12 protein-coding genes and 1 tRNA gene are annotated in these 12,847 nt (G+C 68.7%); 6 read left to right on the top strand and 7 right to left on the bottom strand.

Annotated elements, in window-relative coordinates; translation table 11 throughout:
- The first annotated feature begins 57 nt into the window (after window positions 1-57).
- The 6 genes from ASE35_RS17965 to sugE all read left to right on the top strand — a co-directional run bounded on the left by ASE35_RS17965 (window position 58) and on the right by sugE (window position 7,087).
- Window positions 58-142: transfer RNA gene (locus ASE35_RS17965), tRNA-Leu, on the top strand.
- A 652-nt stretch (window positions 143-794) separates the two neighbouring features.
- Window positions 795-1,412: a hypothetical protein gene (locus ASE35_RS17970; RefSeq protein ID WP_157489550.1), complete on the top strand. Its 618-nt coding sequence runs from the start codon at window positions 795-797 to the stop codon at window positions 1,410-1,412.
- Between the two features lie 17 nt (window positions 1,413-1,429).
- Window positions 1,430-3,085, top strand: a complete 1,656-nt coding sequence (locus tag ASE35_RS17975) for a hypothetical protein (RefSeq protein WP_057164683.1) — start codon at window positions 1,430-1,432, stop codon at window positions 3,083-3,085.
- Between the two features lie 50 nt (window positions 3,086-3,135).
- A complete protein-coding gene (gene rnr, locus ASE35_RS17980; RefSeq protein ID WP_343123525.1) occupies window positions 3,136-5,646 on the top strand; it encodes a ribonuclease R in 2,511 nt (836 codons plus the stop codon).
- A gap of 276 nt (window positions 5,647-5,922) precedes the next feature.
- Window positions 5,923-6,690, top strand: coding sequence for a 23S rRNA (guanosine(2251)-2'-O)-methyltransferase RlmB (gene rlmB / locus ASE35_RS17985; protein WP_056176024.1), 768 nt, complete (start codon window positions 5,923-5,925; stop codon window positions 6,688-6,690).
- A 79-nt stretch (window positions 6,691-6,769) separates the two neighbouring features.
- The gene (gene sugE, locus ASE35_RS17990; RefSeq protein ID WP_056176021.1) at window positions 6,770-7,087 is read left to right on the top strand and encodes a quaternary ammonium compound efflux SMR transporter SugE; all 318 of its coding nucleotides are present in this window, start codon (window positions 6,770-6,772) and stop codon (window positions 7,085-7,087) included.
- A gap of 377 nt (window positions 7,088-7,464) precedes the next feature.
- Here the strand turns inward: sugE and ASE35_RS17995 are convergent, their stop codons facing one another.
- The 7 genes from ASE35_RS17995 to ASE35_RS18025 all read right to left on the bottom strand — a co-directional run bounded on the left by ASE35_RS17995 (window position 7,465) and on the right by ASE35_RS18025 (window position 12,649).
- A complete protein-coding gene (locus tag ASE35_RS17995) occupies window positions 7,465-8,334 on the bottom strand; it encodes a hypothetical protein (RefSeq protein WP_157489551.1) in 870 nt (289 codons plus the stop codon).
- A 155-nt stretch (window positions 8,335-8,489) separates the two neighbouring features.
- Window positions 8,490-9,125 (bottom strand): ribonuclease T, encoded by a 636-nt coding sequence (rnt, locus tag ASE35_RS18000; RefSeq protein ID WP_056176014.1) that lies wholly within the window; start codon window positions 9,123-9,125, stop codon window positions 8,490-8,492.
- A gap of 93 nt (window positions 9,126-9,218) precedes the next feature.
- Window positions 9,219-9,875: a DoxX family protein gene (locus tag ASE35_RS18005; RefSeq protein WP_057164685.1), complete on the bottom strand. Its 657-nt coding sequence runs from the start codon at window positions 9,873-9,875 to the stop codon at window positions 9,219-9,221.
- A gap of 59 nt (window positions 9,876-9,934) precedes the next feature.
- Window positions 9,935-10,717, bottom strand: coding sequence for a putative DNA-binding domain-containing protein (locus ASE35_RS18010; RefSeq protein WP_057164686.1), 783 nt, complete (start codon window positions 10,715-10,717; stop codon window positions 9,935-9,937).
- Window positions 10,710-11,567, bottom strand: coding sequence for a DUF692 domain-containing protein (locus ASE35_RS18015; protein WP_057159623.1), 858 nt, complete (start codon window positions 11,565-11,567; stop codon window positions 10,710-10,712). Before ASE35_RS18015 ends, ASE35_RS18010 begins: the two co-directional genes overlap by 8 nt.
- Window positions 11,568-11,577: 10 nt before the next feature.
- Complete coding sequence (locus ASE35_RS18020) at window positions 11,578-12,027, bottom strand: hypothetical protein (protein WP_056176732.1); 450 nt, start codon at window positions 12,025-12,027, stop codon at window positions 11,578-11,580.
- 106 nt (window positions 12,028-12,133) lie between these two features.
- Window positions 12,134-12,649: an RNA polymerase sigma factor gene (locus tag ASE35_RS18025; RefSeq protein WP_056176002.1), complete on the bottom strand. Its 516-nt coding sequence runs from the start codon at window positions 12,647-12,649 to the stop codon at window positions 12,134-12,136.
- Window positions 12,650-12,847 lie beyond the last annotated feature (198 nt).

The following is a 12,847-nucleotide window of genomic DNA, read 5'->3' on the forward strand; positions in this document are numbered from 1 at the left end:
GCCGCCTCACCGCAACGCAACATACGCCTCCTCGCAGCGCCAACGGCGTTGCGATAGGCCCAGGTGGCGGAATTGGTAGACGCACTAGTTTCAGGTACTAGCGGGTAAAACCGTGGAGGTTCGAGTCCTCTCCTGGGCACCACTATTCAGAAAAACCCCTGAGAAATCAGGGGTTTTTCGTTTTCAGGGCCCGGTGCGCACCGGCGCATGGATAGCGCACTTGGTCGTAGTTGCGCAGCGCGGCGCCCCGCAGCGGCGACAGCGCGGTGCCGCGCAGTTGGCCCTGGCGAACAGCCGGCCGGACCGCCCTCGATCGAGCGCACCACGAACGCGACCACCGGGTCGCCCAGGCCGATCAGGCGCAGGAACGACTCGCCGCTGCAATTGGCGTGGCGGCCGCCTCGTGGTAGCCGCCCGGTCACCACAGTCGGTCCCGGCGACGGCGGCTTGATCTGCGTCGACAGACGGCGCCGACGACATCCAACACCGCGGCGACGATCTCGCCGACGACGGGACACCACCCACAGCGCTTCCAGTATCGCCACGGCGTCGACGCGGGCGGTTTCGAATATCTGCCGCGCGAGCCCGCTTGCAGAACCCGGCGGGCGGCCAGGCAGTGGCCCCTGCATCTGCTCAGGGAATTACCTGCGGATGCTTGCGACGGTCTCGCCGACGGACCTGCGGATTTCCTTGAAACGTTCCTCGACCTGCCGGCGGATCATTGCCATGGCCGTTACTGCCGCTGAGTGCTCCAAGGCGGGGAACGCCGCGCGCGCAGCGCTTCGGCCCGCCGCATGCTGGCGCCCGTGCCTGCCCGCCGGCGGCGACCGGCGCTATCCTGTGGCAAGTGGAACGGGGCTGCCTGCGGCTTCGAGGCGCGCGGCAGCCACAAGGAGAACGGAATGTTCGATCGAAGCGTCCGGCGCAAGGCCTGGACGATGCTGTGCCTGGCCGGCTTGGCCTTGTCGGGCGGCGCTTGCTCGGCGCAGCACAAGCGACCGACGACGAAAGCGGCCGCGACGGACGCCGGCGCCGATGCGTTCGCCGGCGACTGGGGTTTCAGCACCCGCTGCTACAAGGGCCACTATGTCGGCATCACGCTCACGCGCGATGGCGATGGCTATACCGGGACCTGGAGCGACGGCACCGACATCTGGGGCTCGGACGGCAGTTTTCGCGGCGCGCAAAAGGACGGCAAGCTGGAAGTAGATGCTTGTACGACGACCGAGCAGCGCGGCGGCTACGCGCGCTGTCCGGCCTATACGCCCAACACCGCTTATTTCGTTCGCAGCGGCGAGCGATTGGTGTGGTATCGCCGGGAAGGCGAAATGGTCGACGAATATCTCACCCTAGATCGTCAACCGGCCGATCAGGTGCCGGTCACCGATTCGGAAGAAGTCTGCGATGAGTGAGCCCAGGAGGGGCGCCCATGACCGACAACCACCAGCAGCCTGCCGCGCGCCGCGGTCTGACCGATAACGAGATCCGCGCCACCATCTATTTCGCGGTCGGCGTGACCTCCGAGAGCGGCGAGAACCCCTTCCGGCTCGCGGTGGCGGGCGATAACCCGCGCACTCCCCGGATCGAGGTGGCCGCCAACAGCGGCTACACCTTCGGTACCGTGCAGATCGATCTGGGCCAGCACTATCAACCCAACGTTCGCGGCGGCGAGAACGTGCCTGCGGACCTGGTCAACGCCTACCAGGCCTGGGCGCGCCAGAGTCGGCAGGCGGCGGTCCTGACCCCGGCAGAAGCCGCGGAGGCGATCTCCGATCTGGGCCGGCAAGGGCATGAGATCAATCGGCAGGGCGGTACCGATCTCGACCCCGACGTGCGCAGGCGCCTGAACGGCTTTCTGGCCTCCGACGCCGGCGTGACCTGGGGCCACAACCGCGACGTGGCCCAGGTCGAGAAGCTCATGGACAACGCGATCGAGCCGCTGCGACGCAGCCAGCTCTACCGCAACGCCTCGGAGGACGATCAGGTCCGTCTGGTCGCCATGGTCGCCAAGGTCTACAACCAGAACGAAAACGAGGCCGGCCCGATCCTCAACACGATCGCGCGCGGCGGTTATCGCGGTGTCGACCAGGTCAGCAACGCGATCGGCGCCATCAGTTCCTCGCGCACCGATTATCTGGAGGAGGGGCGCGACAAGGCCTTGCAAGGCGCACGCGTGGTCAACGCGCTGCGCAATTCGCACCCCGGCAATCCCCTGCACGCGGCTTGGGACAACGTGCTGGACAATCCGTTGGTCCGCCCCAACCGGCTGGACCGGGATCCTCAGCACCCGAATCTGCCCGGCGAGTACGGTACGGTGCGGCGCCTGTTCGCCAACTACCAGCAGGCGCTGCCTTTCATCGATGCCTTGGATCGCGGCGGCTCTTATCAGCAGGCCCAGTTGAGTCGCGAGCAGCCCGGGCGTTTCGTCAGCAACGGCGTGTACGCGTCCGGCAACAATTTCGTGACCTGGGATACCCGCGGCAACGGGCACGCCTACTTGAACGGCGGTTGGAGCGCGATCGATCGCGACGATTTGCAGCGCGTCAATCGCGGTAACGGCGTGATCGATCTCAACATGGACCGGGGCGGCGGGCCCAAGTGCCTGTTGACCGTCGATCCGCGGATGCCCGCGCTGCGCCCCGGCCAGCGGCGCGCGGACCTGTCCCTGGACGGCGACGGCGCGCCGGGCGTCGGGCACGTCGAACAGGCCGCGCTCGGCCGGATAAACGGCGTGCTTGCGGCCGACGGGCGCTGGACCCCGGAGCAGTGCGACAACATCTCCGCGCAGCTGCTGTGCCGGCATCGCCTCGACTCTCCAGGTCTGGCGCTGGAACGGGTCGCGATCGGCCACCCCACCGCGACCGGTGAGGTGCATGTGTTCGCCATGCATTCGCCGTCGGGCGAGCGCGGTCCGCACTTCTACAGCCACGTCGAGGCCGGCCAGGCCGCGCGCGTGCCCGCCAGCCAAAGCTATGAGCAGCTGGCGCAGATCGGCGCGCAGCAAAGCCAACAGCAGAGCCAGCAACAGACCCAGGGCCAGGGCGGCCAGGACGCGCCCTCGCGCGGCGGGCATCGCATGGGTTGATCCCGCCCTGAGGCGCGACGTCGTCGGACGCGCCCGACGACGCCGCTTTCATGGCGATGTGCGACCATGCCGCGATGAGTAAGAAGACCCCGGCCGGGGGCAAGCCCGGCACACCCACCCGCGCGAACAGCGCGAAGGCCGGCAGCAAGCCGGCGAAAGGCAAGCCCGGCGCAGGTAAGCCCGGGGGCGGCAAGAAGAGCGCCGCACCGCGACCGCCCTGGCTGCCCGACACCCTGCAACACGGCCCACCCGGCAAGGGCGGCAAGCGCGGCAAGGGCGATGCGGCCCCGGCCTCCGCGCCGCGCGCGCGCGGCGCCGCGCCGGCCTACAACGATCCCTACGCCGAACGCGAAGCCAGCCGTTACGAGCAGCCCATCGCCAGCCGCGAAGCCATCCTGCAGCTGTTGGCGGGCGCCGACGGCCCGATGCGCGCCGAGGCGCTGGCCGAGACCCTGGGCCTGAGCGCGCCGGACCGTTTCGACGCGCTCGGCAAGCGCCTGGCTGCGATGCTGCGCGAAGGCCAACTGCTGCAGAACCGCAAAGGCGAATTCGCGCCCGCCGCGCGCATGGACCTGATCCCGGGCGTGGTGATCGCCAATCCCGACGGCTTCGGTTTCCTGCGTCCGGAAGCCGGCGGCGGCGACGATCTGTTCCTGCCGCCGTTCGAGATGCGCAAGGCCATGCACGGCGACCGCGTGCTCGCCAGCGTCACCGGCGTCGACCGCCGCGGCCGCCGCGAAGGCGCGATCGTGGAAGTGCTGGAGCGCCGCCTCAACCGCCTGATCGGTCGCTACACGGTCGAATCCGGCATCAGCTATGTGGTGCCCGACGACCGCCGCATCCAGCGCAACGTGCAGATTCCGCCGGACTCGCGCCTGGAGGCGCAGAACGGCCAGTTGGTGGTCTGCGAGCTGGTGCAGGCGCCGGACGCCAAGCGCCCGCCGATCGGCCGCGTACTGACGGTGCTGGGCGAACGCCTGACTGCGTCGCTGGCGGTGCAGGCCGCGATCCACGGCCACGAGCTGCCGCACGAGTTCCCGCAGCCGGTGCTGGACGAGGCCGCCGCGGTGCCCTTGACCGTGCCGCCGGCGGTGGCCGCGCAGCGCGTCGATCTGCGCGCGACGCCGTTGGTCACCATCGACGGCGAGGACGCCAAGGACTTCGACGACGCGGTCTATTGCGAGCCCAACCGCGACGGCTTCCGTCTGGTGGTCGCGATCGCCGACGTCTCGCATTACGTAAGTCCGGGCACGCCGCTGGACGAAGAAGCGATCCGCCGCGCGACCTCGGTCTACTTCCCGGGTTTCGTGGTGCCGATGCTGCCGGAGACGCTGTCCAACGGCATCTGCTCGCTCAAGCCCAAGGTCGATCGCCTGTGCTTCGTCTGCGACATGCAGATCGACCGCGAAGGCCTGGTCGCGCATTCGAAGTTCTACGAAGCGGTGATGAACTCGCACGCGCGCCTGACCTACACCCAGGTCTGGAACGCGGTGGGCGAGGGCGTCGAGCCGGAAGCGCGCGAGGAGGCGCTGGGCCAGATCGGGTCGCTGCTGCCGAACATCCAGCGCCTGCACCAGCTCTACCAGGTCCTGTCCAAGGCGCGCCAGCGCCGCGGCGCGATCGAGTTCGAATCCAGCGAAGTGCGTTTCGTGCTGGACCAGCGCGGCGAAGTCGTGCAGGCCGGCATGCTCCAGCGCAACGACGCGCACAAGCTGATCGAGGAATGCATGATCGCGGCCAATGTCGAGGCCGCGAAGTACCTGATCGGCGCGCAGGTGCCGGCGCCGTACCGTAACCACGAGCGCCCGCCGGAGCAGAAGTATGCCGATCTGCAGGAGTTCCTCAAGGAGTTCAAGCTGCGCATGCCGCCGTGGCCGCAGGTGCAGCCGCGCGACTTCACCGAGCTGCTGAAGAAGGTGCGCGAGCGTCCCGACGCGGCCCTGATCGAGTCGGTGCTGCTGCGCAGCCAGAGTCTGGCGGTGTACGCGCCCGGCAACCTGGGCCACTTCGGCCTGGCCCTGGAGGCGTACGCGCATTTCACCTCGCCGATTCGCCGCTATCCCGATCTGCTGGTGCACCGCGCGATCAAGTACGCGCTGACCGGCGCGCGTCCGGACCAGTTCCTATACTCGCCGCGCGAGATGGCGGCGCTGGCGCTGCAGTGCTCCGAGCGCGAGCGCCGTGCCGACGAAGCCGAGCGCGAGGTCGACGAGCGTTACCGCGCGGCCTGGATGGAGCAGCACGTCGGCGGCGAGTTCGAGGGCACCATCAGCGGCGTGACCAGCTTCGGCCTGTTCGTCGAGCTCGACGAATCCAAGGTCAACGGCCTGATCCACGTCACCCAGTTGCCGCACGACTATTACCACTTCGATCCGATCCGCAAGACGCTGCAGGGCGAGCGCACCGCGCGCGAGTTCCGTCTCGGCGACCGGGTCTCGATCGTGGTGATGAAGGCCAGCGTCGAGGACCGCAAGATCGACTTCAAGCTGGTCGAGGACCGCGGCGCCAAGCCGCTGCCGCCGCGCGGCCAGCCGGCCAAGCGCAGCAAGCAGAAGTACTGAGCGGTAGCCTTCGCCCCCCCGTTGTCGACGGGGGGCGAGCGCCCAGCTCAGTCTCGATGCGGGTGCTGAAGGCGGGGCGCCGGGGATTTGCTGTTCGCGGGGCCAGAGCAAAAGCAATTCCCCCGTAGCCCCCTTTTTCAAGGGGGGAACCTCGCGCGGCGGGGGAGGAAGCGCCGCAAACGGGCCTCCCGCGCCCCGCTGGCTTAGAATCTCCCCCCTCGTCCTCCCGCCGCCCAGCCCGTGCCGGCCGGCGTTGCTCCCGTCTACGGAACCCCCATGAGCCAGAAACAATGGATCGCCGGCATCAACGCAGTCTCGGCGGCGATCGAGCACGACGCCGATAACGTGCGCGAGGTGCTGATCGAAGCCGGCGCCAAGAACCCGCGCCTGGCCGAGATCGAAAGCAATGCGCGCCGCGTCGGCATCGACGTGCGCAAGGTCGCCAGCCAGGCCGTGGACGGCGTCGCCGGCGGCCTGCGCCACCAGGGCGTGGTCGCGCGCTACGCCGCCGCCAAGACCTGGAGCGAGAACGAACTGCAAGGCCTGATCGAAGCCGCGCAGGGCCGTGCCCTGGTGCTGGTGCTGGACGGCGTGCAGGACCCGCATAACCTCGGCGCCTGCCTGCGCAGCGCGGCCGCGGCCGGCGTGACCGTGGTGGTGATCCCCAAGGACCGCGCGGTGCAGATCAACGCCACCGTGCGCAAGACCTCGGCCGGCGCCGCCGACAGCGTGCCGATCATTCCGGTCACCAACCTGGCGCGCTCGCTGCGCGAGTTGCAGGAGCTGGGCGTGTGGCTGTACGGCCTGGCCGGTGAGGCCGAGGCCTCGTTCTACGACATCGATCTGCGCGGCAACGTCGGCCTGGTGCTGGGCGGCGAATCCGACGGCCTGCGCCGCCTGACCCGCGAGAACTGCGACCAACTGGTCAAGATCCCGATGCCGGGCGGCGCCGACGGCGTCTCCGTCGAGAGCCTGAACGTATCCGTAGCCACGGGCGTGACCCTGTTCGAAGCGGTGCGCCAGCGCCTGGCGCCCGTGAAATAATCCACGGGCAAGCAGGAAGCGGGGACGACCCCGCCTCTCCAGTCGCCCGGGGACGGCCCCATCGCGAAGGAGACCTGTCATGCCTTGGATCATTCTCGTACTCGCCGGCCTGTTCGAGGTCGGCTGGGCCATCGGCCTCAAATACACCGACGGTTTCAGCAAGCTCTGGCCCACCGTGGGCACGGTCGCCGCTATGGCGATCAGCCTGGGCCTGCTCGGCATCGCCATGAAGACGCTGCCGGTCGGCACCGCCTATGCGATCTGGGTGGGCGTGGGCGCGGTCGGCACCGTCATCCTCGGCATCGTGCTGTTCCACGAGCCCGTGAACGCGCTGCGCGTGATCAGCGTGCTGCTGATCGTGGCCGGCCTGGTCGGCTTGAAGCTCGCCACTCCCTGAGATTCGTAGCGGCGGCGCCTTGTCCGCCTGCGCGAGCTGCGCACGTTGCACAAGGCCCTGTCCCGGCAAGGGCTGCATTCCGAACAACCGGCGCTGCGATCCCATACAGTGACCGCGGCACGTGCGGCGGCGGCTTCGAACAAGCCGCCGCCGCGTCCATGTTCGAAGCATCAATCGAGCCGCGCGACGTTCGCTGCGGCCATCCGCGCCGGGTCGGCGATGATCTGGATCGCGACGATGCGGTCCTCGACCACCATGAAGGCGAAGGCGACGCGCGGGGTGCCGTCAGGGGCCCAGGCCTAGTCTGCGGTTCGCGAGATTGGTGCCGCGCTGGCACCGATCTCGCGCGGACCGACGAGCGCTTGTGATCGCTAGGCTCAGTTCAGACCGTAGCGCTCGACCACATGCAGTACGGCGGCGTCGTATTGCCACAGGGTGGTGGTGCGATCAACGTCGGCCAGGGGCAGGGCGGTCAGTTGCTCGCCCCAGCGCACCATCGTGGCGAGGTCCAGGTGTCGCTTGAGCGCCGCCCGCAGGGCTTGGGCCTGCGGTTCGGGAAAGAAGGCGAACTGCGGCGCATCAGGCTCAAGTTTGCGAGAGGGATCGCTGCCGTCGTGCAAGAAGGACCAATTCCAGTCGATATCCAGATGCTGCGGGTTTTCCAGGCGATCGGGCTGCCCGGCATCGAGCACCAAGGTGCCGGCGCCCGCGAGCCAGACCACAAAGACGCAACGCCAAGCCGTGTCGTCGATGGCGAGCACCGATGCGAGCCAGCCGTCGACGGCTTCGGCGTCCAGGTATCGCAGCACCAAGCAACAGGCCGCCGAGAAGGCACCATGGGCTTCGAGCCCGTAATAGGTGTTGGACAGCGGCTGCAACAGCCCGTCGCTGCCGCCTGCGTGACCATCGCTCCAGCACGACGGCGCCATCAACCTGCGACCCAAGGTGTCGAGCAGGTCCATGCGGAAGCGAGGCGGGAACTCGGGCAGGGCCGGGTCCAGGCAATGCACGAACACCGCGCTGACCAGCAGCTCGTAGACATCGCGATCTTCGGTGCGCTCGAGTACGCGCGGCAGCAGGAACTCGAACCACTCGCTCCATTCGTCGATGTGGCCGAAAGCCTTCGGCCCGGTCGTCAGCGCCTCTAGTGCGTCCCGCAATTCGCGACTGGGCCAGTCCTGCGGATCGGATTGCATCAGACCGGCGTACATCTCCCGCTCGCTACCCATGAACCAGGCCTCGCCCATCGGCTCTTTCGGCGGCGGCCGGCGTTCGCGCAAGCGCTTTAGCGCTTCGGTGTCGGGGCCCTGGCCGGGCGTCCACAGATAGGTTTGGGCTGCGGCAGGCATGCGGCGCGGCTTGCGGGTCTACGCGAGCGGTTCAGGACGCGCCGCCGCGCGACTCAGTTGCGCGGCCACGCATTGACCACCTTGCAGAACAGCTGCGCGGTGCGTTCGGCGTCGTAGACCGCCGAATGCGCTTCCTCGGCGTTCCACTCGAAGCCTGCGGCCTGGACCGCGCGTGCGAGCACGGTCTGACCGTAGGCCAGGCCGCCCAGGGTCACGGTGTCGAACACGCTGAAAGGGTGGAAGGGATTGCGCTTGTGGCCGCTGCGCGCGACCGCGGCGTTGAGGAAGTTGAGGTCGAAATGGGCGTTGTGGCCGACCAGGATCGCGCGCTGGCAGGCGTGGCGCTTGATCGCCTCGCGCACCGGCGCGAACACGTTTTCGAGCGCGACCCGCTCGGGCTTGGCGTCGCGGAACGGGTGGTCGATGTCGATGCCGGTGACCTCCAGCGACTTGGGGTCGATCTCGGTCCCCAGCGCCGGCACCACGTGCGCGCTGAAGGTGGTGCCGGGGTACAGCAGGCCTTGGTCGTCCAGTTCCAGGGGCACCACGGCGATCTCGAGCAGGGCGTGGCGGTTCCAGTCGAAACCGCCGGTTTCCACGTCCACCACGACCGGCAGGAAGCCGCGGAAACGGTTGCACAGGCGGGGCGGAGTGGGGGCGGTTTGGGGGGCGAGGCCGGCGTCGATCATGCGGAAAGCCTAGCAGACGGCGGTGACGGGGCTGCTGCGGTGCCCGCGCCCCGCCGCCTCTCGCAAGCGGGAAGAGGCAGGCGGGGCGGGGCGTTAACGCGTGCGCGGACGCAGCCGGCTAGCCGTCAGCAGGACGAGGCCGACCGCGGCCAGCACCAGGCCCGGCAGGGGCAGCAGCATCGCCGCGACCGTGCCGAACAGCAGCAGGCCGGCGCCCCAACCCAGGGCGTCGTTGCGCGCCTGCGCCGGCGCGACGGGCAGCGCGCGCTCGATCAGCGCATCGACGCTGAGGCGACCCGGGCCGCGCAGGATCAGCGGCCACAGCATCGCCAGGAACAGCAGCGGCAGTTTGTAGTTGCCGGCGCCCTGGTCGGTGATCGCGTAGCCCTGGGCGAGCTGGCTCAGGCCCATCCAGTCCTGCGGCCAATGCACAGCCCCGATCGCGACCACGGTCAGCACGAACAGGGCGGCGGCGAAGAAGCGCGTGCCCAGGCCGATCAGCAGGGCGATGCCGCCCAGCAGTTCGAACCAGGTCGCCAGGGACCAGCTCAAGTCGGCGGGAATACGGTCGAACGGAAACGGGAACGCGGCCATGACCTCGGCGAACCAGTTCTGCCCCTGCAGTTTCTCGCGTCCGGATTCGTAGAACTCCCAGGCCAGCACCAGGCGCAGGCCCAGCGGGGCGGTCCAGGCGCCCAGGCCTTCTAGGCGATCGCGCAGCGCATGGGCGCAGCGGGAGAGGAATGGCATGGCGTGCTCCGGCAGGCAATGCGCTGGTACCGCCAGCGCTTTCCCTACAGAGGCGCCGATCAGGCCGAACGGTTCGCGAGCACGCCGGGGACCACGCCGCTGGCGCGCATCTGCTCGAGCAAGGTGCGGCCCTGGGCGACGAAGGCGTCGATGTCGTCGCTGCCGGCCTCGGCGGCGAGCGCGCGCAACTGCTCGCGGCCGCTGAGTTCGGGCGCTTCGCCCAAGCGTTCGACCAGGCGATAGGCCAGCGGACTGAGTTCGGAGAACCGCACCTCGCCGTCGGCCTCGCGCCGCAACAGCAGCAGGGTCGGTTGCGGTGGCGGCGCTTCGGGCTGGAACGCGGGGCCGATGCGATGCACCGGCCAGGCGTAGGCCAGCGGCCAGGCCAGCGGCGACAGCACCGGCACGCCGTCGAGCAGATCGGCCTGAGGGTCGATCGTGGACGCATCCAGGCCGGCATCGGACAGCTGCAGGGCCAGCTCGACCCATTCGTAATGCGCCAGCTCGGTCAGGAACGCGGGGGCGAGGTCCTCGCGATCCTCGAGGTAGCGCAGGAATTCGCGCGCAAGCTCGGGAAACAGCGGCGTACGGCAGCGGTGGTCGCGGAAGAAACCGCGCACCAGCGCGGTCCAGCGTTGCTCGCCCAGCAGTTCGTGGATGACCGGGAAGTTGCCGGCCAGCAGGCCTTCGATGTTGTTGAACAGCAGCCCGCGATAGACCTCCAGGCGGCGTTCCTCGATGCCGGCCGGCGCGGGGCTGGCCTGCGGATCGCGCAGGTGGCGGGTCAGTTCGAACTGCTGCGCGCGCAGCCGCGCGGGCGCCTGACTGCGCGGCTCAGCCATGGGCCTGGCGCGCGGCGGCGGGCGCGTGCTCGCGCAGGACCGCGCGCACGGTGTCGAGCTCGCTCACGAGTTCGGCATAGGGCGGGAAATTGAAATCGCGCTCCAGCAGGGTCGGGCGCGCGCCGAAGCGGCGGTAGGCCTCGCCCAGCAGCGACCACACCGCGTCCTTGACCGGCGCGCCGTGGGTGTCGATTTTGAGATCGTCGGCCTCGTCGTAGTGGCCGGCGACATGGATATAGGCGATGCGTTCGCCCGGCAGCGCGGCCAGGAACGCGCTCGCGTCGTAGCGGTGGTTGATCGAGTTGACGTAGACGTTGTTGACGTCGAGCAGCAGCTCGCAGTCGGCCTCGGCCAGCACCGCGTTGGTGAAATCGATTTCGCTCATCTCCTGGTGCGGAGTGGCGTAGGTCGAAGTGTTCTCGACCGCGATGCGGCGGCCGACGATGTCCTGGGTCTGACGGATGCGCGCGGCCACGTGATGCACCGCTTCCTCGGTGAACGGGATCGGCAGCAGGTCGTAGAGATGGCCGTCGTCGCTGCAGTAGCTCAAGTGTTCGCTGTACAGGCGGACCTGGTGCTGGTCCAGAAAGCGCCGGACCCGGGTCAGGAAGGTCTCGTCCAAGGGTTCGGTGCCGCCCAGCGACAGCGACAGGCCGTGGCAGACCAGCGGGTGGCGCGCGGCGAGTTCGCCCAGGGCGTCGCCGTAGCGCCCGCCGACGCCGATCCAGTTCTCGGGCGCGAGCTCGAGGAAATCGAAATCGGTGGCCGCGGCCGATCGCAGCGGGCCCAGCAGGGCCCGCCGCAAACCGAGGCCGACGGCGTCCGCGTTCAGCGGACGCACGCCGTCCATGCTGCGTGGCTCAGACCGAGCCACCGCACTTGCCTTCGCCGCACTTGCCTTCGGCGGCCTTCTTCTTGTCCTTGTCGGCGCCGCACTTGCCTTCGCCGCACTTGCCCTCGGCGGCCTTCTTCTTGTCTTTGTCGGCGCCGCACTTGCCTTCACCGCACTTGCCTTCGGCGGCCTTCTTGTCCTTGTCGGCGCCGCAGCTGCCTTCGGCGTGCTTCTTGTCCTTGTCGGCGCCACAGCTGCCTTCGGCATGCTTCTTATCGGCGCCGCACTTGCCTTCCGCGGCCTTGGCGTCGGTGGCCTTGGCATCGGCGGCCTTCTCGGCCGTCTGCGCCTGCTGGGCGCCGAGCAGGTAACCCTGCGAGAGGTCGCTCATGGCGAAGGCGGACGCGGACAGGCTGAGGCCGCCGACCAGGGCGGCACCTAGCGCGAGGGCGACGGGTTTCTTGATCTGCTTGGACATGCGCTTGCTCTCCATTACGTTGGCGATGATGACGGGGCAGGCCCGCCGGTTAAAAACTCGGGGCGGAAGCCGGCGCAGTGTGCCCGGTTCCGCGTGTGAAAACTGTTCATGGATCCAGATATTCTCGCGCCAGCGCACGCGCGCGGTGCAGGCGCGCCTTGACCGCTTCGCGGGTGAGCGACAGGCGCGCGGCCATTTCGGCGATGCTCAGGCCTTCCAGATCGCGCAGCAGCACGACCTGGCGGTAGTGAGCGGGCAGCGACTCCAGCGCGGCGGCGACGTCGTGGCGCCACTCGCAGGGGTCGGGCAACACCACCGGCATTATGTTCTCGGTGATCGCGTCGCCGGTCAGCAGGCGCATGCCGCGCTTGAGCCGGTTGCATTCGCGCTTGACGATGCGGAAGGTCCAGGAGACGAAGCACTCCAGCGAGCGCAGGTCGCGCAGCTTGCGCGAGACCGTGATCAGGGTTTCCTGGACGGCGTCCTCGACGTCGTTGATGACGCAGTGGAATTCGGCGTAGCGACGCAGGTCCTGGCGCGAACGCACCAGCACGCGCTCGAGCGCGTCGCGGTCGCCCGAACGGGCCGCTGCCAAATCGCCATGGACCATCGAAACGCTCATGCCCTTCGTATCCCTCCGAATCCTTGCTACCAGACCGTAGCGGGGCGCTACGGACATGTACCAAGAGTTAGGGGTTACGGCAAACGGTTCGCGGCGGAGGCGGTCTTGCCGGATATGTTGGGTTTGCGTTCAGTTAGCGAACGCTGAAAACGTTTGCAGATTTGCTGCGCTGCAGCGTACCGCTGCGGCGCCCGGTGC

This window comes from Lysobacter sp. Root916, from assembly GCF_001429785.1.
Taxonomy (GTDB): Bacteria; Pseudomonadota; Gammaproteobacteria; order Xanthomonadales; family Xanthomonadaceae; genus Lysobacter.

Coding starts and splice junctions, on each gene's coding strand:
- ASE35_RS17970 (WP_157489550.1), top strand. CDS start 795: ATGCTGGCGCCCGTGCCTGCCCGCCGGCGGCGACCGGCGCTATCCTGT.
- ASE35_RS17975 (WP_057164683.1), top strand. CDS start 1,430: ATGACCGACAACCACCAGCAGCCTGCCGCGCGCCGCGGTCTGACCGAT.
- rnr (WP_343123525.1), top strand. CDS start 3,136: ATGGCGATGTGCGACCATGCCGCGATGAGTAAGAAGACCCCGGCCGGG.
- rlmB (WP_056176024.1), top strand. CDS start 5,923: ATGAGCCAGAAACAATGGATCGCCGGCATCAACGCAGTCTCGGCGGCG.
- sugE (WP_056176021.1), top strand. CDS start 6,770: ATGCCTTGGATCATTCTCGTACTCGCCGGCCTGTTCGAGGTCGGCTGG.
- ASE35_RS17995 (WP_157489551.1), bottom strand. CDS start 8,334: ATGGGCGAGGCCTGGTTCATGGGTAGCGAGCGGGAGATGTACGCCGGT.
- rnt (WP_056176014.1), bottom strand. CDS start 9,125: ATGATCGACGCCGGCCTCGCCCCCCAAACCGCCCCCACTCCGCCCCGC.
- ASE35_RS18005 (WP_057164685.1), bottom strand. CDS start 9,875: ATGCCATTCCTCTCCCGCTGCGCCCATGCGCTGCGCGATCGCCTAGAA.
- ASE35_RS18010 (WP_057164686.1), bottom strand. CDS start 10,717: ATGGCTGAGCCGCGCAGTCAGGCGCCCGCGCGGCTGCGCGCGCAGCAG.
- ASE35_RS18015 (WP_057159623.1), bottom strand. CDS start 11,567: ATGGACGGCGTGCGTCCGCTGAACGCGGACGCCGTCGGCCTCGGTTTG.
- ASE35_RS18020 (WP_056176732.1), bottom strand. CDS start 12,027: ATGTCCAAGCAGATCAAGAAACCCGTCGCCCTCGCGCTAGGTGCCGCC.
- ASE35_RS18025 (WP_056176002.1), bottom strand. CDS start 12,649: ATGAGCGTTTCGATGGTCCATGGCGATTTGGCAGCGGCCCGTTCGGGC.